Annotated in this window: 21 protein-coding genes; 14 read left to right on the forward strand and 7 right to left on the reverse strand. The window is 54.1% G+C overall.

Features of this window, described 5'->3' with window-relative positions:
* Window positions 1-88: 88 nt before the first annotated feature.
* The 4 genes from nrfD to L2725_RS21870 all read right to left on the reverse strand — a co-directional run bounded on the left by nrfD (window position 89) and on the right by L2725_RS21870 (window position 6,031).
* Window positions 89-1,036, reverse strand: coding sequence for an NrfD/PsrC family molybdoenzyme membrane anchor subunit (gene nrfD, locus L2725_RS21855; protein WP_248937614.1), 948 nt, complete (start codon window positions 1,034-1,036; stop codon window positions 89-91).
* The gene (locus L2725_RS21860) at window positions 1,033-1,605 is read right to left on the reverse strand and encodes a 4Fe-4S dicluster domain-containing protein (protein ID WP_115138738.1); all 573 of its coding nucleotides are present in this window, start codon (window positions 1,603-1,605) and stop codon (window positions 1,033-1,035) included. The genes nrfD and L2725_RS21860 overlap by 4 nt, the downstream gene beginning before the upstream one ends.
* Window positions 1,606-1,609: 4 nt before the next feature.
* The gene (gene phsA / locus L2725_RS21865) at window positions 1,610-3,889 is read right to left on the reverse strand and encodes a thiosulfate reductase PhsA (RefSeq protein WP_248937615.1); all 2,280 of its coding nucleotides are present in this window, start codon (window positions 3,887-3,889) and stop codon (window positions 1,610-1,612) included.
* A gap of 279 nt (window positions 3,890-4,168) precedes the next feature.
* On the reverse strand, window positions 4,169-6,031 hold the full coding sequence (locus L2725_RS21870) for a sensor histidine kinase (protein ID WP_249250925.1): 1,863 nt from the start codon (window positions 6,029-6,031) through the stop codon (window positions 4,169-4,171).
* A gap of 150 nt (window positions 6,032-6,181) precedes the next feature.
* On the opposite strand from L2725_RS21870, the gene L2725_RS21875 reads away from it, so the two are divergent.
* A complete protein-coding gene (locus L2725_RS21875; protein WP_115138740.1) occupies window positions 6,182-6,799 on the forward strand; it encodes a response regulator transcription factor in 618 nt (205 codons plus the stop codon).
* A gap of 59 nt (window positions 6,800-6,858) precedes the next feature.
* Complete coding sequence (gene glpK / locus L2725_RS21880; RefSeq protein ID WP_249250926.1) at window positions 6,859-8,343, forward strand: glycerol kinase GlpK; 1,485 nt, start codon at window positions 6,859-6,861, stop codon at window positions 8,341-8,343.
* A gap of 66 nt (window positions 8,344-8,409) precedes the next feature.
* Here glpK and L2725_RS21885 read toward each other — a convergent pair whose 3' ends face one another.
* From L2725_RS21885 to L2725_RS21895, 3 genes are read right to left on the reverse strand one after another with little or no spacing between them, the layout of a single operon-like run.
* A complete protein-coding gene (locus tag L2725_RS21885) occupies window positions 8,410-8,775 on the reverse strand; it encodes a hypothetical protein (protein ID WP_249250927.1) in 366 nt (121 codons plus the stop codon).
* Between the two features lie 59 nt (window positions 8,776-8,834).
* Window positions 8,835-9,863, reverse strand: coding sequence for a 2Fe-2S iron-sulfur cluster-binding protein (locus tag L2725_RS21890; RefSeq protein ID WP_249250928.1), 1,029 nt, complete (start codon window positions 9,861-9,863; stop codon window positions 8,835-8,837).
* Window positions 9,860-10,555, reverse strand: coding sequence for a PepSY domain-containing protein (locus L2725_RS21895; protein WP_283164412.1), 696 nt, complete (start codon window positions 10,553-10,555; stop codon window positions 9,860-9,862). Before L2725_RS21895 ends, L2725_RS21890 begins: the two co-directional genes overlap by 4 nt.
* 374 nt (window positions 10,556-10,929) lie before the next feature.
* On the opposite strand from L2725_RS21895, the gene mraZ reads away from it, so the two are divergent.
* From mraZ to L2725_RS21955, 12 genes are all read left to right on the forward strand, one after another.
* Complete coding sequence (mraZ, locus tag L2725_RS21900) at window positions 10,930-11,400, forward strand: division/cell wall cluster transcriptional repressor MraZ (protein WP_248937622.1); 471 nt, start codon at window positions 10,930-10,932, stop codon at window positions 11,398-11,400.
* 25 nt (window positions 11,401-11,425) lie between these two features.
* A complete protein-coding gene (rsmH, locus tag L2725_RS21905; protein ID WP_115138746.1) occupies window positions 11,426-12,367 on the forward strand; it encodes a 16S rRNA (cytosine(1402)-N(4))-methyltransferase RsmH in 942 nt (313 codons plus the stop codon).
* A 20-nt stretch (window positions 12,368-12,387) separates the two neighbouring features.
* A complete protein-coding gene (ftsL, locus tag L2725_RS21910) occupies window positions 12,388-12,702 on the forward strand; it encodes a cell division protein FtsL (protein ID WP_115138747.1) in 315 nt (104 codons plus the stop codon).
* Window positions 12,699-14,450, forward strand: a complete 1,752-nt coding sequence (locus L2725_RS21915) for a peptidoglycan D,D-transpeptidase FtsI family protein (protein ID WP_115138748.1) — start codon at window positions 12,699-12,701, stop codon at window positions 14,448-14,450. Before ftsL ends, L2725_RS21915 begins: the two co-directional genes overlap by 4 nt.
* On the forward strand, window positions 14,447-15,937 hold the full coding sequence (gene murE, locus L2725_RS21920) for a UDP-N-acetylmuramoyl-L-alanyl-D-glutamate--2,6-diaminopimelate ligase (protein ID WP_249250932.1): 1,491 nt from the start codon (window positions 14,447-14,449) through the stop codon (window positions 15,935-15,937). Before L2725_RS21915 ends, murE begins: the two co-directional genes overlap by 4 nt.
* Window positions 15,937-17,304 carry a UDP-N-acetylmuramoyl-tripeptide--D-alanyl-D-alanine ligase gene (locus L2725_RS21925; protein WP_249250934.1) on the forward strand — a complete coding sequence of 456 codons (1,368 nt, stop codon included), beginning with the start codon at window positions 15,937-15,939 and terminating at the stop codon, window positions 17,302-17,304. Before murE ends, L2725_RS21925 begins: the two co-directional genes overlap by 1 nt.
* The gene (gene mraY, locus L2725_RS21930; RefSeq protein ID WP_248937626.1) at window positions 17,304-18,386 is read left to right on the forward strand and encodes a phospho-N-acetylmuramoyl-pentapeptide-transferase; all 1,083 of its coding nucleotides are present in this window, start codon (window positions 17,304-17,306) and stop codon (window positions 18,384-18,386) included. The genes L2725_RS21925 and mraY overlap by 1 nt, the downstream gene beginning before the upstream one ends.
* A gap of 5 nt (window positions 18,387-18,391) precedes the next feature.
* Window positions 18,392-19,735: a UDP-N-acetylmuramoyl-L-alanine--D-glutamate ligase gene (gene murD / locus L2725_RS21935; RefSeq protein ID WP_249250935.1), complete on the forward strand. Its 1,344-nt coding sequence runs from the start codon at window positions 18,392-18,394 to the stop codon at window positions 19,733-19,735.
* The gene (gene ftsW / locus L2725_RS21940) at window positions 19,725-20,939 is read left to right on the forward strand and encodes a cell division protein FtsW (protein WP_249250936.1); all 1,215 of its coding nucleotides are present in this window, start codon (window positions 19,725-19,727) and stop codon (window positions 20,937-20,939) included. The genes murD and ftsW overlap by 11 nt, the downstream gene beginning before the upstream one ends.
* A gap of 3 nt (window positions 20,940-20,942) precedes the next feature.
* Window positions 20,943-22,049 (forward strand): undecaprenyldiphospho-muramoylpentapeptide beta-N-acetylglucosaminyltransferase, encoded by a 1,107-nt coding sequence (gene murG, locus L2725_RS21945; RefSeq protein ID WP_249250937.1) that lies wholly within the window; start codon window positions 20,943-20,945, stop codon window positions 22,047-22,049.
* A gap of 2 nt (window positions 22,050-22,051) precedes the next feature.
* Window positions 22,052-23,497: a UDP-N-acetylmuramate--L-alanine ligase gene (murC, locus tag L2725_RS21950; protein ID WP_249250938.1), complete on the forward strand. Its 1,446-nt coding sequence runs from the start codon at window positions 22,052-22,054 to the stop codon at window positions 23,495-23,497.
* A 130-nt stretch (window positions 23,498-23,627) separates the two neighbouring features.
* Window positions 23,628-24,392: a cell division protein FtsQ/DivIB gene (locus L2725_RS21955; RefSeq protein ID WP_249250939.1), complete on the forward strand. Its 765-nt coding sequence runs from the start codon at window positions 23,628-23,630 to the stop codon at window positions 24,390-24,392.
* The last annotated feature ends 1 nt before the right edge of the window (window position 24,393 follow it).

Here is a 24,393-nt window from a genome sequence, read left to right on the forward strand (position 1 = left end):
CAGGCTGTAAATTGAATAAAAAAGGGGCGCCGATTGGCGCCCCTTTTTCCTTGTGTCTGTCGGTGATGCAGGAGTTAAAGGCCCGGGATTAGCTGATGTAGCTCTGACCCGCGTACACCACGAAGTGTCTCAATGCCAGTACCCCAAGGATGGTGCAGCTGGATACGGCAATCAAAAAACCTTTGCTGTGTTTCCAGGACTTGGGCGCCAGAGTGGAAGCCAGTACCGGCACCGCCAGGCCAAGGCCCACTACGCCAATCCAGAATACCCCGGCCCAGGCACCTGTGGTGATGGCTGAAGTAGCGGCCTGCGCGGCTGGACCAGAGAAGTTCAGACCCACAAACAGTAGCACCAGACACAGGGCTTCGTTAAAGGCGACCGGGTACTCGATTCTGTGTACCTGCTCGATACAGTCAGACTCTTTCTTGCTGAAGAACAAAGTCGCCACCAGGATGTTCCCGGCTGAGCCCACGGACAGTGCTGAGGCCAGGAACAGCGCAGGCAGTACTGCGGTGTTCAGGATTGGGTAACTGATCATGGCCGACAGCAGGAAGCCTGTGTACACACCTACACCCAGCGCCAGGGCGAAGATTAACTTGTTCAGCGTGCCTTCTACCTGACGGCAGGCTTTCAATACTCCCCCCAGCCAGGGAGCGAACTTAAGCACCTGTTTTTCAAATACCAGACCTGCGAATACAAACACCAGTGGGATATACAGCAGCAGGGCAATCACACCCCAGGCCATCACAGAGGTCAGGTTGTAGTTAATCAAAATCAGGTAGAAATGGAACGGCTTGGTCAAATCCAGTACCAGCAGTGCCATACCCAAACAGATAGCCAGTGGGCCAAGCACTCCGGCTGCCTTGATAACCGGCAGGCCTTCCGATGGCAGGCCGCGGGCCTGTTTGTACCACTTCAGGCCGATTGCCACCAACATGGAGCCGGCGGAGAGACCGGCCATAAACAGGTAGACGGCGATAATCCAGTTCCAGACGACGGGATCATATTGCTCCATGGAGCCCCAGATATTGTTCATGCTTGGATCCCTCCTTTACGGCCAGGAATACGGTACAGGCGTGGCTGAGTGCCCAGGTGTACCTTTTGCTGATAACTTGGTTTGGTATCCAGTACCTTGCGAACTTCGCTGTCCGGATCATTGGCATCGCCGAACACCAGAGCCTGGGTTGGACATACGCTGACACAGGCAGGTTGTTCGCCGCGGGCCAGACGTGTGTCCTTACAGTAGTTACACTTGTCCGGTACCCGGGTTTCAGGGTTGATAAAGCGAACTTTGTAAGGGCAGGCGGCAACACAGTAGAGGCAGCCAACACACTTGTCTTCTTTGATGGAGACAATGCCGTTGTCATCCACATAGGCGGCGCCGGTTGGGCACACCTTCACACAGGGGGCGTTTTCACACTGCTCACAGGACACCCGGTTGTACTTGAAGTGCAGATGCGGGTAGTTGCCGTAAGGGCCTTCGATGCGAACCTGCAGTCGGGTTACTGACTCAGGTACATTGTTTTCACTGCGGCAGGCCACGTTGCAGGCCTGACAGCCGATGCACTTGTTTTCATCGTGCACGAGAACATAACGCTTGGTCATAGTCTTAAGCCTTCTCAATCTTTACGCCAGTGGTGTGCAGGTTCATACCTGTTACCGGTGAGGTCACATGGGGCAGCAGGTTGCCACAGTGCACGCCTCTGCCGGTTGCCCGGGCCAGCTCTTTGTTTTTACTGCCAAAGCCCATATAGGCGAATACTGTGTCGGGGCGGATCCCCGGGGTGACCAGTGCATGGCCTTCTTCGCTGCCGGTATCGTTATAGATGCGGATCTTGTCGCCGCTCTGGATATTGAGCAGGCCTGCCGTGACCGGGTGGATCCACACAGCGTTGTCAGACATCAGATTGGCCAGCATAGGCACGTTCTGGCTGCCAGCGTTGGTATGTACTGCCACCTTGCCCTGAATAAAGAACAGCTCGTCGGCTTTCTTCATGGTCACTTCGCGGTAGCGGATTACGCCGCGGCCCGGTGCCATCTTTTCAACCTTGTCTGAGCTCAGCTCAATCTTGCCGCTTGGGGTCTTGAACTTTAGGTGGCTGGCGTAGGTGCCATCACCATCTGGTGCGGTGGCATTGGGGTAGGCAGAGACAAAGTTCTGCACCATGGCGCGTTCGCGCAGCATCAGAGGTTTGCCATAGCTGACAAAGCCATCCTGTTTAATCTTATTCAACAGGGCGACATCACTGCCTACCTGGAACAGCTGCAGAGTGTCCATGTTGTCCCATGGGAAGTACTTATTCAGTCCCATGGATTCGCCCACTTCCTTCCAGATCTGCCAGCTTGGACGGGTGTTGCCGATAGGCTCAACCACTTTCTGACGCACATAGTAGGCCGGGTTCTTGCCTGACTTGTCGGCGATCTCTTCATCCCGCTCCAGGTAAGTGGATTCAGGCAGGAAGATATCGGCATAGGCGGCGCTTTCACTGATATAGATATCGCAGCAGACCACGAAATCCAGTTTCTTCAGTGTTTCCACAATGCGGGCCCTGTCTGTCATGGTCTGCATTGGGTTGGTACGGCTCATCACCCAGCCACGCAGCTGATAAGGCTTAGCTTCCAGAGTTGAGTCCAGAATGGTCTGGTAGATACCACCTGAGGACCACATCATGGCGTACTGCTCATCCACCATGTCGATGCGTTTAGCGTCGGACTTGGGCATATCTTTAACGCCTGGCTTGGCCAGTACCGGGGCAACCTGCTCACCGGCAAACTTGTTGTAGCCGGAGGCTTTCTTACCGAAATACAGACCACCTTTACGCTCGATATTGCCGATCAGAACGTTGGCGGCGTACAGGGCGCGGCGCATCTCAAACTCTTCAGTGGTGAAGGTTGAGCGGTGACCAAAGTCGACACAGGCGTGAGGCGCGGCAGCGGCGTATTCACGGGTGATGCGGCGGATATCTTCGGCCGGTACATCGGATACAGATTCGGCCCACTCAGGGGTATAGGCTTTTACTTCGCTGGCGAAGGAGTCGAAGCCGGTGACATAGCGGTCGATAAAGGCTTTGTCGTAAAGTTCTTCTTCGATCAGGACATGACAGATAGCCAGTGCTACGGCAACGTCAGTGCCCGGTTTGATGGCGTACCATTCGTCCGCCTTGTCGGCGACGATGGAGAATCTTGGTTCGAACACGACCAACTTGGCGCCTTTTTCCATCTGGGCGTTCATCATGCCGCGGGTTTCCGACATGTTGATGCCTTCGTACAGGTTGTGGCCGAAGTTAATGATGTACTTGGAGTTACCCAGATCCCGTTTGATCTTGCCGCCGAACATGGCTTTGGCGGCAATTACATAACCGGCCGGACAGGTAGAGGCGTGGGTAAAGGTGTTGGGGCTGCCATAGGCCTTAGCCAGATGGAACAGGTGGCCGGACAGGGAGCCGGACTTGGATGAGAAGGCGACGGCTTCCGGGCCGTGCTCATTCTTAATACGGGTCAGGTTATCGGCGATGATGGCATAGGCTTCATCCCACTCAATCTCCTGCCAGTTACCTTCGCCACGCTCACCAACCCGCTTAAGTGGTTTAACGATACGCTGCTTGTCATACAGCTGGCTGTGGCCAGCACCACCGCGGGCACACACTGCGCCGCCAAATGATTTGGCCTTAGGGTTACCCAGAATGGAAACGTTTTTACCGTTAACAATGCGGGCAGAGATTGGGCATCGGGTAGAGCACATTTCACAGATACTGGCGACTTCGCTGCCAGTGCCTTTCAGTTCGGTGCGTTCCAGCGCGGCCAGTGAGCCCGGCAGCATGCTTGCCAGAGCACAGGTTGCGGTACCTGCGCCGGCACCTTTGATAAAGGTTCGCCGATCTAAATTCATTATTATTGTCCCCGTTTATTGCTGTTGCTGCGGGCGGGTCAGCCCGTCATCTGGGGACATTCTGTGGTGAGAAACTGGGACGGGATATTGTGGTAAACCACATACAGAGAAAAATCTTTTCTCCAGTGTGAGACCCCTCAAAGTTCGCTTTTTGACCAACAGTTAAGACGTGGAATGTCTATTGTGGTAAACCACATTTAGGCGGAGAGCAGCGGCAAAGTGCGAGAAATACGTCACTTTGCCATCTCAGTGTGAACCAGGATTTAGCTCTTAAGGAGGTCAATTCACAGCTTCAGTACTGCCTCTGCGTTTCAGCTTTAGGGTGGCAGTGCAGCCTGTCTCCTGGTCGCTGCGGTTACTCAGGTTGAAGCTGCCTTCGTGTTGCTTGAGTACATCGGAGCAGATAGCCAGACCCAGTCCCAGACCATTGGCCTTGGTGGAGAAGAAGGTGGCCATCAACTCATCGCCAGGCAGTGCCAGACCCGGACCATTATCGGTCAGGGACAGGTTGACCTGATGCTCCAGAAAATCGAAATGGATGGCAATGGAGCCTTCATGGGGCTGTGGCATCTCGGCCAGCGCATCCAGGCTGTTCTTGAGCAGGTTTACCAGTACCTGCAACAGGCCAACCCTGTCGGCGATCACAAAGAAGGGCTCGCCTTCTACCCTGGTGGTGGCTCTGACGCCACGTCTGTCCAACTCCAGCTTGAGCAGTGCCAGGGATTCATCCACTAAAGACAGCAGGTTTACATCTTCCATTACGGCTTCCCGGCGTTTAAGGAGGCCACGAATACGATGCACCACTTCGCCGGCGCGCACCGACTGACGGTTAATTTTCTCCAGCAGGGCCACGCACTCCTCAAAGCCTTCTCCTTTGGCCTGCAGACGCATAAAACCACCTTCGCTGTAACTGGTGATTGCGGCGATGGGTTGATTGAGTTCATGGGCCAGACCGGCACCAATTTCACCGAGAATGGCGCTGCTTTGCAGACGCTCCATGGCAACGGCCTTGAGCTTCAGCTGGCGCTCAGTCTCTACCAGGGTGTCGCTCTTCTGGCGGAACTTATACTCAATCCAGAGGTGATAGATAGTGGCGACCAGAAAGATCAGCACCGCCAGTATGCCCCAGTGCTGATTGGCTTTAAGCCAGTGCATAACTGACTCCCATTTGGGATGTTGATCTTTAGCGACCTTCAGCTCGCCAAATAGCTTAATGACCTGTAGTTGGCTGATAGGTGAAGTCCAGCCTGCCAAATCGGCCTTGATCGCAGCCGGGCTGTCTTTGGGCAGAGACAGCAGGGCCTGGGTGATACGTTTGGTCAGGCGGGCGTTCACATGCTCACTGGCGGCAAACGACCAGTTGGGGTAGAGGTTGGTTGAACACTGGCAGTCGTAACCTTCGGGACGGCTGGGGTTGAGTACTCTGAAATCCTGCTCTTTCACCAGACCGCGCTTCACCATCTCTTCCAGAGTACAAAGAGGGGTAATCGCTGCATCCACATTGCCATCCCGTACCTGATATACCAGAGGGTCCAGTGGGAAGCCTAGAAAGCGGGTTTCTTTAAACCAGTGCTGCGGATCCATACCCAGTTTATTCATCAGGCCAACAGTGGCTTGATAGCCCCCCAACGCATGGGGGCCGCTGGCAGCCACTGTCTGGTCTTTAAGATCATACAGAGTGCGATAGTCACTGTCGGCTCGCACCAAAATGGCCGAGCCTATGGCCTTGGTGGTGCCATTGTGCTGACGCGAGCGCATGGTCGCCAGCCAGGACAGAGGATACTGATTGGACAGATACAGATACTGACCCGGATTGGTGATGATGAACTGGATTCTGTTATCAAGCAGCGCCTGATTCAGTTCTTCAAAGGTACCGGGTTGGACTTCGAACTTGGTGCCGGGCACACGTTCACTGAGGTAAACCATCATAGGTTGCCAACGTTCTTTGGCCTTTTGATATCCCCAATTAGCCAGTACCCCGACTTTGTACACCTTGTCTTCATTCGTTTTTTCATTGGCCACAGCTGGAGACGTTGGCTTGGAGTGCACCGCTTCAGATGCATAGCCGGGCAGGCAGCAAAAACAAAGCAGCCAGGTGAGAGACAGGGTTAAACACAGGGAAAGCAGCAAAGGCCGGGGCAAGATATCAACTCCAGTGTCAGCAAAAGCGGAACCATAACTCAGTGTTGGTATAACCAGTGTGTCGGGATTCAAATTTCCGCACGCCGGATTCGCCTGAGTGACAAAACTGGGATATGACTCAGGTAGTTAACCCTACAGAGGTACAAAGCAATGACACTTGCTGCTCAACAAAAGATTTATCTGGTGGACGACGATGAGGCGATTGCTGACTCCCTGAGTTTTTTGCTGGAAGGTTTTGGCTATCAGGTGGTGTGGTTCGATGATGGTCAGCAGTTTCTGGACACTGTTGACCTGAGTGAGCCAGGCTGCGCCATTCTCGACTCCCGCATGCCGGGGTTAAGTGGTCAGCAGGTGCAGCAGTTGTTGAATGAAACTGCCAGCCCCTTGTCAGTTATCTTCCTCACCGGACACGGTGATGTGCCTATGGCGGTGGATGCATTTAAGAACGGCGCGTTTGATTTCTTCCAAAAGCCGGTGCAGGGCAAAGCTTTGGCTGAAGCGATTGATAAAGGTCTGGCTCACAGTGAACGTCAGAGCTGGAAACTGAAGCATCAGGCGCTGATCGACAGTCTGACTGACAGGGAGAAGGAGATTTTTCAGCTGGTGGTTAATGGCAATACCAATAAGCAGATGGCGGAAGCCCTGTTTGTAGCGGTGCGCACCATAGAAGTACACAGAGCCAAGGTGATGAAGAAGCTGGGGGCATCCAATATGGCACAGCTGCTTAAACTGGCGCCACTGCTGCATCGCCCTGACCATGAGGAATGACGCTCGGCGTCAGCTATGGTTAAATGCAAACAGGTAAAGTTTCACAAGGAAACCCAAGGGTGACAAAGAAATATGTGGTGGCGCTGGATCAGGGCACTACCAGTTCAAGGGCCATTGTATTCGACCATGATGCCAACATAGTATCCGTCTCCCAACGGGAGTTTACCCAGCACTACCCTCAGCCAGGCTGGGTTGAACATGATCCCATGGAGATTTGGGCATCCCAGTCTTCCACTCTGATAGAGGCTCTGGCTCGTGCCAATATTCGCAGCCGCGAAGTGGCCGCCATCGGTATTACCAATCAGAGGGAAACCACAGTGCTGTGGAACAAGTCCACAGGCAAACCTATCCATAATGCCATTGTCTGGCAGTGTCGCCGCAGCGGAGATATATGTGATGCGCTCAAAGCTCAGGGGCTGGAAGATGAAGTACGCCGCCGCACCGGGCTGGTACTGGATCCTTACTTCTCAGCATCCAAGATAAAATGGTTGCTGGATAATGTCCCCGGTGCCCGTGAGCAGGCGGAGCAGGGCGAGCTGTTGTTCGGCACTATAGACACCTGGTTGACCTGGAAGCTGACCGAGGGCGAAGTGCATGTGACTGACCCCACCAATGCTGCCCGCACCATGCTGTATAACATTCACGATCTTAAGTGGGATGAGCGCCTGCTGGAGATCTTCGGTATCCCAGCATCAATACTGCCGGAAGTGAAAGGCTCATCTGAGATAGTGGGCAAAACCCGTATCGCCGGTCAGGGCCAGGAGATCCCTGTGGCCGGTATGGCCGGGGATCAGCAATCTGCGCTCTTTGGTCAGCTGTGCACCGACAAGGGCACGGCTAAAAATACCTATGGTACTGGCTGCTTCCTGTTGATGAATACGGGCGACAAGCCTGTGTCTTCAGAGCATGGCCTGCTGACTACAGTAGCCGTTGGCGCCAAAGGCGAAGTGAATTATGCGTTGGAAGGCGCGGTATTTATGGGCGGTGCCACCATTCAATGGCTGCGGGATGAGCTGGGGCTTATCCGTGATGCTCAGGATACCGAGTACTTTGCCTCCAGAGTCGCTGACACCAATGGTGTATATCTGGTGCCCGCCTTTGTAGGCCTGGGTGCACCTTACTGGGATCCCAATGCCAGGGGGGCGCTGGTGGGACTGACCCGGGGCGCTAACCGAAACCATATTATTCGCGCCGCACTCGAGTCCATTGCCTATCAAAGCCGGGATCTGTTGGATGCCATGGCCAAGGATTGTGGAGTGCCACTGAAGCAACTCAAGGTGGATGGCGGCGCAGTTGCCAATGATTTTTTGATGCAGTTCCAGGCGGATATTACCCACGCCGAAGTGTTACGGCCTGAGCTGACAGAAACCACGGCCATGGGCGCGGCATTCCTTGCCGGTTTGGCGGTGGGTTTCTGGCAATCTACTGAGGAGCTTAAGCATAAGGCGGCAGTGGAGCGCTGCTTTACGCCGCAAATCGATGAGCAGAGTAAAGAAGCTCTGTATCTGGGCTGGCAGCAGGCGGTGGCCAGAACCCGCAGCTGACTTTTACAGATCCATCTCATGACAAAGCCGGGCAATCGCCCGGCTTTGTTATTTATTGGTGAGTTATCACGCCTCGATATCCACATGGTTGCCTTTGGCATCTCTGGGGCCGGTACTGAGTTTTCCCTGTTGCTCCTGAGCCAACTCTCTGGCTTCTCTTTCCAGCTCTTCCTCTGTGGCAGGGACGAATTTGTCTTCATGTTGGTGAACGGCAGCTGATCGATCTGTGCGACGTCGACCGCCGAGCCTGAACTTTCGGCGACTTGAGTTCTGTTTACGCCGCTCGATTTGATAGCTGGGTTTGTCGGTGACCGGCTGGTGGTCATCGGCGTTGGTGGCGGCCTCGGGGGTGACCTTCTGTACTTTGCGGGCACGCTCAATCCCGGCCTTCACCGGTTTTGCCAGCATATTGTAAATAGCATCCAATCCCATAAGTCAGTCCCGACCTGTAATCCAGTCTTACCTGTTTATCGACCGCGTCTGGTTAAATTTTAGTCTTTAGTGGCCGGGTGTGTATCGTCATAGGTTTGTCGCTGCCAGTATTTTTGTTGAGCAGGCGTGGACAAGGCAACTTTCATATTGCCTGCTTTGTGCTGACAACCGAGTCTTACACCTTCTGCCAGCATGGCTTCCGACAACGCGAACCTGTCCTGTTTGGTTGGCTCGGGGGCATCCTCAAGCCAGCGTAATCTGCACATACCGCAGCTGCCACCGCCGCCGCAGCGTGTTGTCAGTGTTTTTTGCTTATGGTTGATGCTCTGCAGCAGGCTGCCGCGGCATTTGAACTCCGCCAATGGTCTGTTTTCCAGATCGAAGACTTCGAGGGTTTTACTGCCCGCCAGATTAAAGGGGAGTACCAGAGTACCGGCCAGTCCTCTGGATATCAGGGTAGCAACACCGCTTAGTCCGATGGTCAGCGCCAGCAGCGCCATAATCTGTATTGGCAGGGCATTGAACCCCAACCCATTGTCCGGGAAGTAATCCATAAAGTGGATCATCAACAGCCACTGCTTTATCTGACTGCCGGCATGTTTATGGGCAATGACCCTGGCTGAGGCTGCATCAATATAGATTTGGGTATCACCGGCGGTGACCAGATAGACAGGCGTGCTGGAAATGCTCTGTGCCGGAGAAGTGATCAGTTCAGGCCGGGACAGAGGAGCACTGCCACTGTAACTGGCTGCCGCAACCCAAGTCAGCTCTGCCATGGTCGGAGTGAAAGGTGCAAGAGGCTTGATACGGTACCAATGGTTCCCCTCGGTCGTTTTTACCTGATAGACAGCCTGGGGAAGGTGATGAGCGACATCGACTCCCAGCAGTTTGTCTCCATGTTCTCTCAGTAATGGAGTCAAATCCGGCAGAGGTGTTGCTATCACATTGGGGGAGCTTCTGACTCTGTCCTTGCTGTCATTCAAAAGATCTGCAGGCAGAAGGCTCAGAGTGAGGCCGGTTATCAGCCAGAGTATCATCTGTAGTCCGGCCATCCAGGCCAATATCCGGTGCCACTTTTGCCATTTCATAATGGACGCCTCCTGCGACTGACCCACAGCAGGACTATGCCACTCAGTGCTGAAATCAATGCCAGAGAGGCGGCTATTTGCAGCAGTGGATTATGGATATTCTCGCGGGTGTCATAATCCATAATGTGCAGCATCCAGAACAGATCGAAAACCTGCCAGTAGTCGTGGCGTTTGCTGATCAGCTCTCCCGTTTGCGCGTTGAGATAGAGTCGGGGCTGTCCCACACCTGTAAAGCTCACCTGCCAAACCGGTGGTGTGATCCAACTGACTTCGTCAGGTGGAGTTTCCAATAAAGCGGCAGTAATCGGTTCACCCGCGCCATTAAATCTGGCCAGGGCCGCCTCAATTGCCTGATTGCGGTTCAGTGTCTCGGGCAAGGTCCGTCCATCGACAGCAGAAATCAGTAAACTCCGTTCGTTCTGATTAACCAGATAGGCCGGGCCACTGGGATGGGCCAACAGGCGAAACGATGAAATGGGCCCTAGACGGCTTTGTATGTCAGCGGGTTGCACTTTAACGGTATCCGCTGCAATGACGGCAGTCTGAGTTGGCGCGATCAGATGCTGGCCCCGGATAAAATTAATATCCATCAATACCATGTAACAACCGGTAATCAGCCAGATCATTATTTGAATGCCAACCACCAGGTTCAGGCTGTTATGTATTTTTCTTGTGCCAGCACTGGAAATCATCTCAGTTGGAATAAATTGATGAGTGTTGTCAATATGTTAACTTATTCTTTCCGCCAGTGACCAGTCAGGTAATCAATCTGGATTGCTGATCTGAATGTTGACGATACTTTCGCCACCTGATTTCCCACTCAACTGACCCGCAGGCCTGCTGTGGGTGCATTTTTTCACCAAAATTCACTTAATTAGCGTTCAGCTTTTCCACAAATTCCCACTTTATCAACCAAGTGTTCATACCCTGAAAACTCCCTTATAACCCGCTTGAAGACTGGCCTTGGGCAGCTTGACAATGCTTGCAGCCTGTCCCTAAACTTAGCAGTTGTGGGAATTTGTGGATTTTTGTGGATCATGTAATCGGAATACAGGAATAAAGACTAATGTTTCGTGGGGCCAGCTCGATTAATCTCGATGCCAAAGGACGGATCGCCATACCTGTGCGGTACCGCGAAGCCCTGCGCGATCATCAGGATCCGGCCATGGCTGGTCACCTGGTGCTTACCGTCGATATCAAGTCTGCCTGCCTGTTGCTCTACCCCCTCTGGGAATGGAACAAAGTTGAAGAGAAGCTTTTCCAGTTGTCTGACACTCAACCTACTGAGCGCGCACTGAAACGCAAATTGTTGGGATACGCCCATGAACTTGAACTGGATTCCAATGGTCGAATCCTGTTGCCACCACCTTTGCGTCAATACGCAGGGCTGAACAAGAAAGCCATGCTGGTGGGGCAGTTTAACAAGTTTGAGTTATGGGATGAACAAAGCTGGATGCAGCAGATTGCCGATGATCAACAAGTAATCCAGGAAACTGAGCTGGACGCCAATGAGCGTTTGGCTGATTTCTCATTGTAATGAATTTAATTGAAAGAAGAGTGCCATGAGCCAGGAATTTGCCCATTTAACCGTATTGCTTGATGAAACCGTTGACGGTCTCAATATCCGTCCTGACGGCATCTATATCGACGGTACCTTTGGCCGTGGCGGGCACTCTCGTCTGGTGCTGCAGCAGCTTGGTGAAAACGGTCGCCTTATTGCCATTGACCGCGATCCACAGGCGATTGAAGCTGCTAAGCAGTTTGCCGATGACAAGCGTTTCCAGATTGTTCACGGTGGGTTCGGCCAGCTGGCTGACTATGTGGAAGATCTGGGGCTGACCGGCAAGATTGACGGTGTACTGCTGGATCTTGGGGTGTCTTCACCTCAGTTGGACGATGCCGATCGTGGCTTCAGTTTTCTGCGCGATGGTCCTTTGGATATGCGCATGGATAACAGTCAGGGTGAAACCGCTGCCCAGTGGCTGGCCAGAGCCGAGATTGAAGATATGGCCTGGGTTTTTAAAACCTTTGGTGAAGAGCGTAACGGCCGTCATATCGCCCGTTGTATTGCAGCAGACAGAGAAAAAGAGCCATTTGAACGCACCAAGCAGCTGGCTGACTTGATCGCTCGTGTGGCCAAAACCAAGGAGCGCAACAAGCATCCGGCGACCCGGGTGTTTCAGGCGATCCGTATTTATATCAACAGTGAGTTGGAGCAGATTGAGCAGGCGCTGGAAGGTTCTCTTAAGGCACTGGCTCCACAGGGAAGGCTGTCCATTATCAGCTTCCACTCACTGGAAGACAGAATCGTTAAGCGCTTTATCCGCAAGCACTCCCAGAAGGAGGAGGTGCCTTACGGCTTGCCTGTGACTGAAGAGCAGATCAGCAGCAACCGTAAGCTCAAGCCTGTGGGCAAAGCGATGAAACCATCAGAGGTGGAATTGGAGCGTAACCCACGCGCCCGCAGCAGCGTTTTGCGTGTGGCTGAGCGTCTGGATTACTGAACAGGGAATTGGATACGCGAGTGAGCAAGTCACAACTGAACTTAACCCGCATTGTGTTGCTGGATCTCTGGCATCACAAGTGGCTGTGCCTGTTGGCGCTGACAGTTGTGCTGAATGCTGTGGCTGTGGTGTATGCCAGCCATGTTAATCGTCAGCAGATCAGTAAGTGGGATCAGTTGTTGCAACAGCGGGACAGGCTGGATATTGAATGGCGCAATTTACTGCTGGAAGAGCAGGCCCAGACAGAGCACAGCAAGATTACCCGCATTGCTACCAAGGAGTTGGGGATGCACAGACCTGCCCCGAGTGAAGAAGTGGTCGTGAGAGTGCCATGAGCAGAAAAACCAAACAGGCCAAGCGTAATCAGAAACCTACCTTGATCCCTATGCGGGTTCAGGTGGTGCTGTTTTTTGTGTGCCTGCTGTTTGGCGCTCTGGTGGCTCGTGCTGCATATATTCAGATTATTGAACCGGGCAAGTTGCGCCACGAAAGCGATATGCGCTCGCTGCGCACCACCAGTAACGAGGTGCAGCGGGGACTGATCACTGACCGTAATGGTGAAATGCTGGCGGTCAGCGTACCGGTTAAGGCGGTTTATGCCGATCCCAAGCGGGTGTTTGATCATGATGGCTTCAAGCCGGGCAATGACAAACGCTGGCAGGCACTGGCGGATGTGTTGCATCTGGATGAAGCCGATATGGTTGCCCGCATCAAACGCAACCCCAAGAGTCGCTTTACTTACCTGAAGCGTCAGGTCACCCCGGAAGTGGGTGAGTATATCAAGCAGCTGAAATTAAAAGGTATTTCTCTTCGCGAAGAGTCCCGTCGTTACTATCCAAGTGGCGAGATTACCGCCCAGGTTGTGGGGATCACCAATATCGATGATGTCGGTATTGAAGGGATTGAGAAAACTTACAACGATTGGCTGACCGGCAGTCCTTCCAAGCAGAAGGTGCGTAAATCCCGCGATGGCAAGGTGGTTGAACGTCTGGGTGTGGTTCAGGAGGGCGAGAAACCCAATGATCTGGTGCTGAGTATTGATCAGCGAATCCAGTCCCTGGCCTATCGCGAGCTGAAAAAAGCGACCGAACTGAATCAGGCTACCGGCGGCAGTGTGGTGGTACTGGATGTACACTCGGGCGAGATCCTCGCCATGGTGAATACGCCATCCTACAACCCCAATTCAAGAGATCAGCTGCAAAGCTTCCGCATGCGCAACCGCGCTGTGACCGATACCTTTGAGCCGGGTTCAACCCTTAAGCCCTTTGTGGTGGCCGCAGCCCTGCAGGCAGGTGTGGTGAAGTCCGACGAGCTTATCCCAACTTCTCCCGGTTGGATGCGTATTGGTGGCCGTCAGGTGCGTGATGCCGTCAACTACGGCGATATGTCGCTGGCAAAAATTCTGGTCAAGTCCAGTAACGTGGGTGTGAGTAAGCTGGCTCTGTCCATGCCGGTTGAGCAGTTGCTGGGAACCTATTACAGCATGGGGCTGGGCAGCCAGTCAGGCAGTGATCTGACAGGTGAAAACTCAGGTCTGATTCGCGAGCGTTATCGTTGGTCTGACTTCGAACGCGCGACTCTTTCTTTTGGTTATGGCCTGACTGCAACCACACTGCAGCTGGCGCGTATGTACGCCACGCTTGGCTCGGGTGGTCTGCTCAAGCCGGTATCAATTCTGAAAATGAAAACCCCGCCTGAAGGCGAACGTGTGCTGTCTGCTGATGTGGCAGAGGATGTGATGCATATGCTGGTCGGGGTAACGGAAAAGGGCGGTACCGCCCGTAAAGCTCATATTGAAGGTTATCCCGTTGCCGGTAAGACAGGTACCAGCCGTAAGGCGATTGCCGGTGGCTATGGGGATGACTACTGGGCGCTGTTTGCTGGTGTGGCTCCGGTGAATAACCCAAGATTGGCTATTGCCGTGGTAGTGAATGATCCCAAAGGGGACAGATACTACGGCGGTGACGTGGCAGGCCCGGTATTTGCGAACGTAATGTCCGGTGCGCTGCAGATGTTGAATGTAGAACCTGTAACCCAACGCGAACAATTGCAGTTGGCGTCGGTTAAGGGGAGAGCAGAATGATGTACTTACGGGATCTGCTGGCTCCCTGGATGCACTATGCCGGGAATGAACAAACCGGCGATTTGACTTTGGACAGCCGGGCCATCAAGCCCGGCAGTGTGTTTGTTGCTGTGCCCGGTCACGCGACTGACGGTCGTAACTATGTTGCCAAAGCACTGGAAAATGGCGCGGTCGCCTGTCTGGTGCACACGGATGATGCGGAGCAGCATGGCCAGGTCTCCAATGACAATGGCCTGATGATTTACTTCCATGACCTTGTTCATCAGGTGTCAGCCCTGGCAGCCCAGGCATGGCCCCTGCTACCGGAAAAACTCAAGGTTATTGGTATTACCGGTACCAATGGCAAGACCTCGGTCAGCCAATTGATCGCTCAACTGCTGGTGCTCAACGGCCAGCGTGCCGCGGTAATGGGCACCATGGGTAACGGCGAGTGGCGCAATGCTGACCCTGCCAGCCTGCATGATGTGGGCAATACCACCGCGGATCCTCTGACTATTATGCGTCAGCTTAATGGCTTTGAGCGTGACGGCCTGAGTGCCTGCGCCATGGAAGTCTCCAGCCATGGTCTGGTTCAGGGACGGGTGGATGCTGTGCCGTTCAAGGTCGCGGTGTTTACCAATCTGAGCCGCGATCACCTCGATTATCATGGCGATATGATCAGTTATGGCGCTGCCAAAAAGCGCCTGCTGGACTTTGCCAGCGTGCAGTCGGCACTGATTAATCTGGACGATGCCATTGGTCAGGCCTGGTATTCCACCAACCCTGATCGGTACACAGGTTTCTCTACCGAAGGGCATGCCGACGCCGACTATTTTGTCACCGACGTTGAGTATCACCCCGCCGGTGTCAGCGCCACGGTGAATTGGCCCGGAGCCAGTGCACGCATCCAGTCCCCTTTGTTGGGTGCATTTAATCTGTCCAACCTTCTGGCTGCACTGAGCGCACTCCATGCCTGTGGCTTTGATATGTCCGCCATGTGTGCTGCTGTGTGCAGGCTCAAGCCGGTTGCCGGTCGTATGGAGTGTTTCCCCGCTGAAGGTAAGCCCACTTTGGTGGTCGACTATGCTCACACGCCGGATGGTCTGGAGCAGGCATTGAAAGCGGCCCGCATTCACAGCGAAGGCAAATTATGGTGTCTGTTTGGCTGTGGCGGTGATCGTGACAAGGGCAAGCGCCCCATGATGGCAGCAGTGGCGGAAGCATTCGCCGACGGCATTATGCTGACCAGCGACAATACCCGCAGTGAAGATCCCATGGCGATTATTGCTGATATGCAGGCGGGTCTTAAACAGCCTGATTTAGCGCTGGTTAATCCGGATCGCCGTGACGCCATCAAACAAGTTTATTCCCGTGCCAGTGCTGGTGACATAGTGCTGCTGGCTGGTAAGGGACACGAAACCTATCAGGAAATAGCAGGCGTGAAGCATGACTATGACGAGCGGGCTCTGGCCGCAACCTTGGCTGCGCAGGCAGTAGGGGAGGCGTAATGATCCGCGTTGAATTAACCCAATTGCTTGAGCCACTGCAGGCCATTTTAGTGGGTGATAACAAAAGCATTTCGAGCGTCACCACAGACAGTCGCAACATAGAGGCTGATGGTCTGTTTATCGCCCTGAAAGGTGAGCGTTTTGACGCGCACGATTTTGCTCAGACCGCAGTGGACAATGGTGCCGTTGCCCTTCTGGTGGAACGACAACTGGCCGTTGATGTGCCTCAACTTATTGTTGCTGATTGCCACAAGGCATTGGGGCAACTGGGAGCCCTGGTCAGGCAGCAGGTCAACCCAAAGAGTCTGGCACTGACCGGATCTAACGGAAAAACATCGGTGAAAGAGATGGTTGCGACCATCTGCTCACAGCAACACCGGGTGCTCTATACCGCAGGCAATTTCAACAACGATATCGGCGTACCGCTGACGCTGTTGCGTTTGCAACCCGGCGATGAGATTGGCGTGTTTGAGTTGGGTGCCAACCATATCGGCGAAATTGATTACACCTCTGCGCTGGCGCGGCCAGATGTCGCTCTGGTGAACAATGTAGCCAGTGCTCATCTCGAAGGCTTTGGTTCTGAGGCTGGTGTTGCCAAAGCCAAGTCTGAAATCTTCAATCATCTGGCTGAGGATGGTGTGGCCATCATCAATGCCGATGACCAATATTGCGATGTGATGTTGGCCGCAGCCGAGGGACACAGACAACTGACCTTTGGGATTGAAAACCACGCCGACGTGCAGGGTTTACAGCTTCAACCGGATGCTTTTGGTCGTTTCAGCTTTGAGTGCCGCGCAGGTAATGACTCGGTACAAATTCAGTTGCCGCTGGCCGGGCGTCATCAGGTGTCCAATGCACTGGCTGCCGCCGCTATCTGTCTGGCTGCGGGTTTCTCCTTGGGGGAAATTGCGACGGGCCTGAGCCTGCTTGAGCCGGTAAAAGGCCGCATGATGCCGGTGGAGCTGGGACGGGTGACTGCAGTTGATGACAGCTATAACGGTAACCCCGCCTCTGTGGGCGCGGCTATCAACTGGCTGAAAGAAATTGAAGGAAATCGCGCCCTGGTACTGGGCGATTTGGGTGAATTAGGCGACAATGCGTCCCTTTTGCATGGCGAACTGGGGGCTTCGGCGAAGCAGGCAGGTATTAACCAACTGTTTTGTTTGGGAGAACTGTCCAGAGCGGCCAGTGAAGCATTCGGCTCAGCTCATTACACAGAGTTGGATGCACTGGTCAGCGCGTTAATCAGCCATATACAGGCGTTACCGGGACAGGTGACGGTATTGGTAAAAGGGTCGCGCAGCGCGGGGATGGAACGCGTTGTTGAGGCTTTGAAAGCCGCCTTCGGGCGCGGGGAGTTGTCTTAATGCTGGTTTATCTGGCGGAATATCTAACCCAGTTTTATACCGGGTTTAACGTATTTTCTTACCTGACCTTCAGAGCGATTCTGGGCCTGCTCACTGCCCTTACTTTCAGTCTCTGGTGGGGACCTCGTCTGATCGAGCGTCTGCAATTGCTGCAGATCGGTCAGGTTGTTCGCAATGATGGTCCTGAGTCTCACTTCAGCAAGCGTGGCACCCCAACCATGGGTGGTTTGTTGATCCTCGCCGGTATCTTTATTTCCGTGCTGCTGTGGGGGGATCTGGACAGCCGTTACGTTTGGGTGATGCTGTTTGTGCTGGGTGCCTTTGGCCTGATTGGTTTCATTGATGATTACCGCAAAGTGGTGCGCAAGAACACCGATGGCCTGATTGCACGCTGGAAGTACCTGCTGCAGTCGTTGGGTGCGCTGGTTGTCGCCTTCTACCTGTATTACAGCGCTTCAGCTCCGGGTGAAACCCAGCTGGTTGTGCCTTTCTTCAAAGACGTGATGCCTCAACTGGGTGCGCTCTTTATCCTGCTGGCTTACTTCACCATTGTGGGTTCCAGTAATGCAGTAAACCTGACCGATGGTCTCGATGGTCTGGCAATTATGCCTACTGTCATGGTTGCTGCCGCCTTTGCACTGATCGCTTATTTGTCCGGTCACGTGCAGTTCTCTGCTTATTTGCATATCCCCTATCTGCCGGGTGCCGGTGAACTGGTGATCGTCTGTACCGCTATTGTGGGTGCCGGTCTGGGCTTCCTGTGGTTTAACACCTATCCGGCTCAGGTCTTTATGGGCGATGTCGGCTCCCTGTCTCTGGGGGCTGCGCTGGGCACCATGGCAGTATTGGTGCGTCAGGAAATTTTGTTGGTGATCATGGGCGGCGTTTTCGTGATGGAAACCCTTTCAGTCATCCTTCAGGTGGGCAGTTATAAACTGCGTGGTCAGCGGATTTTCCGCATGGCTCCTATCCACCACCACTATGAGTTGAAAGGTTGGCCTGAGCCAAGAGTGATTGTCCGCTTCTGGATTATCTCTCTGTTCCTGGTGTTGCTGGGACTGGCCACCCTGAAACTGAGGTAATAGCGATGAGTAGTGCAGATGTAGCTATGACAGGCGCAGCCCCAACCCACATTGTGCTGGGTCTTGGTGCTACTGGCCTGTCTGTAGTTCGTTACCTCTGCGCCAGGGGCATAGTGCCCATGGTGATGGATAGTCGGGATAACCCACCCGGTGCCGCCGATCTGGCCCGTGAGTTTCCTGATGTGGTGCTCGGCAGCGGTGGTTTTGATTGTCGTTATCTGGTGCAGGCGCAGCAGATCATTATCAGCCCGGGTATTGCCTTGAGCACCCCGGAAGTGCGCGCCGCGCTGGATATGGGTATAGAGGTGATTGGTGATATCGAACTGTTCGCCCGTGACCTGAAAGATCAATCGCCCAAAACCATTGGCATTACGGGTTCCAACGGGAAAAGCACTGTGACCACTCTGGTGGGACTGATGGCTGAAGCCGACGGTAAGTCTGTGGGTGTTGGCGGCAATATTGGCACGCCTGCGCTGGATCTGCTGGGTAAAGGCCATGAGCTGTATGTACTTGAGTTGTCCAGTTTTCAGCTGGAAACCACCCAGAGTCTGAACTGTGTTGCGGCGACTTGCCTGAATATCAGCGAAGACCATATGGACAGGTACACAGACCTGGTTAGCTATCGATTCGCCAAAATGGGTCTGTATCGCCAGAGCCACCTGGATCTGTACAACAGAGAAGATGAGTTAACGCTGCCGCTGGAGCCGGGCAATCGCGAGAGCTTTGGTTTGGACAATCCCCAGGGTGATGACTGGGGTATTCGTGATGGCATGTTGGTTCATGGCACATCAGAAATTATGCCTGTAGGCGATGTTGCGCTGATAGGCCGTCATAACGTGGCCAATGTGCTGGCGGCGATGGCATTGGCTTACGCCGCAGGTATCAGCAAGGCTGCCATGGTGAAAGTGGCTGCCAGCTTTGCCGGCTTGAGCCACAGATGCGAGCGGGTTGCCCGCCGTAACAGTGTGACCTGGGTAAATGACTCCAAGGCGACCAACGTGGGGGCAACTGCCGCGGCGTTGGCAGGACTTGAAGATTACCCGGGCAAGGTGATTTTAATCGCCGGTGGTGATGGTAAAGGCGCAGATTTCTCATCGCTGCAGCCATTGCTGGAGAAGGTGGCGACTGTGATTACTCTGGGTCGTGACGGCCACAGAATCGCTGCCCTGAAAGAGGGAGCCATTGAGGTGCAGGATATGGCTCAGGCAGTGACCAGAGCCGCCCAGCTGGCTGAAGCCGGTGACATCGTGCTCCTGTCTCCTGCCTGTGCGAGCCTGGATATGTATCCGCACTTTATGGCCCGGGGTGATGACTTCAGGGCTCAGGTGGAGGCTCTGGATGGCCAGTAACGAACGTCAGTTGGGGCTGTTTGAACGCCGTCCTGACTGGCCGTGGCGGAACTGGCTCGGCGGTGGTGACGCACCCGGCATGCAGCTGTATGACAGAAGCCTGCTGGGTACTGTGCTGGCACTGATCGCTTTTGGTTTTGTAATGGTGATGTCGGCCTCGTTGGCCGAAGCCCAGACCCTGACCGGTAACCCGTTCCACTTTGTGGTTCGACATTTGGTCTATTTGGCCGGTTGTGTGGTGATTGCCGCCGGGGTGTTGAGAGTACCTATCGTCTATTGGGATAAGTACAGCAACAAATTGCTCTTTACCGTACTGGGGATGTTGCTGCTGGTGTTGGCCGTGGGCCACACGGTTAATGGCGCAACCCGTTGGCTGGCTGTGGGGCCTATCCGTATCCAGGTTGCTGAGTTGGCCAAGTTTGCCTTTGCGATCTATATGGCGGGCTACCTGGTCAGACGGCACGAAGAGATTCGGGAAAACGCCAAAGGCTTTTACAAGCCGATTGGGGTGCTGGCGGTTTATGCCTTCCTGATTCTGCTGCAGCCGGATCTGGGCACTGTGGTGGTGCTGTTTGTGATTACCGTTGGCCTGCTGTGGCTGGCGGGCGCCAGATTAAAGGACTTCATTATCCTGATCATGGCGGGTTTGGCGCTGTTCGTGCTGCTGGTTGTGGCCGAGCCATACCGGATGCGAAGGGTAACCTCCTTCCTGGATCCCTGGCAGGATCCCTTTGGTACGGGGTACCAGTTAACTCAGTCTTTGATGGCCTATGGTCGTGGTGACTGGTTTGGTCAGGGGCTGGGTAACAGTATTCAGAAACTTGAATACCTGCCTGAAGCGCACACTGACTTTATCTTCGCTGTAGTGGGTGAAGAGTTGGGCTTTGTCGGCATTATCGCCGTGTTGTCGGTACTTATGTTCCTGGTGATTCGGGCGGTGCAGATTGGCAACTGGTGCCTGACCTCAGACAAAGCATTTGAAGGTTATCTGGCCTATGGCCTGGGGATCTGGATAGGGTTCCAGACCGTGGTGAACATAGGTGCAAGTATCGGCATGTTGCCGACCAAAGGATTGACTCTGCCCTTTATCAGCTATGGGGGCAGTAGTTTATGGGTTATGACAGCCGCAGCCATGATTTTGCTGCGCATCGATTATGAGAGACGCCTTAGTCAGGTCCAGACGGTACAGGGCAAAGGCAAATAACTGATGGCCGAGAAGAAAGTGGAAAAACGAATTCTGGTAATGGCAGGTGGAACCGGGGGACATGTGTTTCCGGCGCTGGCTGTTGCCAAAGCATTGGCCAAACAGGGATGGCAGGTCAGATGGCTGGGTACAGCCGACCGAATGGAGGCGCGACTGGTTCCTCAGTACGGCTTTGATATCAACTTTATCGATATCAAAGGAGTACGTGGTAACGGTTTGATCCGCAAATTGGCAGCGCCATTTAAGATCCTGCGCTCCATTATGCAGGCGCGAACTGTGATAAACGAGTTCAAACCCGATGTCGTGCTGGGCATGGGCGGTTTCGCCAGTGGCCCGGGCGGTGTAGCAGCCAGGTTGGCCGGTGTGCCTTTGGTTCTGCATGAGCAGAATGCGATTCCCGGTATGACCAACAAGTTGTTGTCCCGGATAGCAGCCAGGGTGCTTTGCGCCTTTGATAACGGCACATTTACCGGATTGCGTGATGACGTTCAGGTAGTTGGCAATCCGATCCGGGAAGAGCTGATGCAACTGGGGGCATGTCCCAGAGTCTGTAAAGACGATCAGGCACTGAAAGTCCTGGTAGTCGGTGGCAGCCTGGGAGCCAAGGTATTCAACGATCTGATGCCGGATGTGGTTGCCGCGCTGAGTAAGCAGCAGTCGGTCACTGTGTGGCATCAGGTTGGCAGAGATAATGAAAGTCAGGTTAAAGCGCACTATCAGCAGCTGGGACAGGACGGCGGCGTAAAAGTCGCCGAGTTTATCGATGATATGGAAGCGGCTTATCGCTGGGCTGACGTTGTGGTCTGCCGTAGTGGTGCCTTGACTGTATCTGAGCTGGCCGCGGTTGGGCTGCCGAGTCTGTTGGTGCCATATCCACACGCTGTGGATGACCATCAGACGCTGAACGCCAAGGTGTTGGTGGATGCAGGTGCTGCGTTCCTGCTGCCACAGCCCATAGTCAGTGTTGAGAAACTGGCCGACAAGCTGCAAATGCTGGCCAGTGACAGAGAAGAATTGGTCCGTATGGGACAAAGAGCCAGAGAAGTGGCGGTTTTGGATTCCACTACCAGGGTTGCAGATATCTGCAAGGCTCTGGCTGAAAAAGGTTAAACATGAGAACGACAGAGAAGTACAAGCAGTTCCGTAAAATGATCCCCGAGATGCGTCGGGTACGTCGAATCCACTTTGTGGGTATCGGCGGTGCCGGTATGGGCGGCATTGCGGAAGTACTGGTTAATGAAGGTTATGACGTCAGCGGTTCGGATATTGCTCAGAGCGCGTTGACAGATCGCCTGCTGGCACTGGGTGCCGAAATCACCATAGGCCATACACAGGAGTGTATGAAGGATGCCGACGTGGTGGTGGTATCGACGGCGATTAATCAGGAAAACCCTGAAATTGCCTACGCCAGAGAGCAACGCATTCCCGTGGTGCGCCGTGCTGAGATGCTGGCTGAGCTGATGCGTTACCGTCACGGTGTGGCAGTTGCCGGTACCCATGGCAAGACCACGACCACAAGTTTGATCGCCAGCGTGTATGGCGAAGCTGAGCGTGACCCGACTTTTGTTATCGGTGGTTTGCTTAACAGTGCAGGTACCAATGCCCGCCTGGGCAGCAGCCGTTATCTGATTGCCGAGGCCGACGAGAGCGATGCCAGCTTCCTGCATCTGCAACCTATGGTGAGTGTGGTCACCAATATCGAAGCCGACCATATGGATACCTATGGCGGTGACTTTGAACAACTGAAGACCACCTTTGTGGACTTCCTGCACAACCTGCCGTTTTACGGTGTGGCTGTGATGTGTATCGACGATCCTGTGGTGCGTGAAATTTTGCCGCGAATCGGTCGCCATATAGTGACCTACGGCTTCAGTGACGATGCCGACGTGCAGGCGCTGAACTTTGAGCAGAATGGCCATCAGTGCAGTTTCACCCTGCGCTGCAGAGATAAAGACGATCTGGATCTGGTGCTGAATTTGCCAGGCCGTCACAACGTGCAGAACGCATTGGCAGCCATTGCAGTGGCCACTGAAGATGATATCGACGATGGCGCCATTGTGCGTGCATTGGCGAGCTTTGAGGGGATTGGCCGTCGCTTCCAGCATTTGGGTGAGTACGACACTGCCAACGGTAAGGTGATGCTGGTTGATGACTATGGACATCACCCCAGTGAGGTCGCTGCCACCATTAAGGCTGCTCGCGCCGGCTGGCCGGATAAGCGTTTGGTGATGGCCTATCAGCCGCACAGATACACCCGTACCCGGGATCTGTATGAGGATTTCGTGGATGTGCTGTCCCAGGTGGATGTGCTCCTGCTGCTGGATGTGTATGCCGCCGGAGAAACACCGATTGCCGGTGCCGATGGCCGGGCGTTAAGTCGCTCCATCAGGGTGCGTGGACAGGTAGATCCTGTGTTTGTTGCAACCCCTGAACAGTTGCCGGAGATGCTGCCGGACATTCTGCAGGATGGTGATCTGTTGCTGACTCAGGGGGCGGGCAATATCGGTGCATTATCCCGTGAGCTTGCCAGTACCAAACTGGGCTTTGATAAAAAGTAAAAATAACGCCATCGCAGTTTGAAATTTGAACTGTAACCCGGTGCTTTAAATGAATTTTTGACCCCGGGGGTGAGCGCTATATAATTGCCGGTTTTCGCCATGCGTAGCCGGTGTATGGGGCGGAAACAGTGTGAGCTGGAAGGATAAGATGCGCCACTGGCGGCAACGACTTGCTGCAGTGGATTGGTACTTGGTCAGTGGGCTGGCATTTTTGCTGCTGGTGATCAGTGCCTTTTCCCTGAGCGCACTGAGGTTACACGACCTGCTTGGCGACGCTGAGGCGCTGCCCATCGAGTCTGTGATTATCAAGGGCGATCGGCAATATACCAGTGATGCCGAAATCCAGGCCGCCTTGCAAAGCCTGATGCGCAGAAGCTTTTTCAGCGCAGACGTTAATCAGGTACAGGAAGCACTGGAAGAGCTGCCCTGGGTATATCAGGCATCGGTCAGAAGAAAGTGGCCGGCACGTCTGAAGGTGTTTTTGCAGGAACAACAACCGGTCGCCCACTGGAATGGCGACAAGTGGTTGAACGAACACGGGCAGGTGTTTGAGGCCCCCCATAAAGAGGGGATAGATCAACTGCCACAACTGGCGGGTCCTGATGCCATGGCAAAGGATGTGTTGACCAGTTACAGACAAATCAGGGAGCTATTGCAAATCAATGGCTTCGGATTGAAGAGTTTAAGTTTGAACGCCCGTCATGCCTGGCGGGCCGTGCTCGACAACGGCGTGATGCTGGAGTTGGGGCGCGAAGATAAAATGGCGCGGATACAGAGGTTTATTAATGTGTATCCGGTATTGGCCAAGCAGCCGAACAAGGTCGCGCGGGTAGACCTGCGCTATGACACTGGGCTGGCAGTCGGCTGGGATGATGCACAACAAGAGAGTCGTTAAA

This window comes from Shewanella corallii (assembly GCF_023349125.1).
Lineage (GTDB): Bacteria > Pseudomonadota > Gammaproteobacteria > Enterobacterales > Shewanellaceae > Shewanella > Shewanella corallii.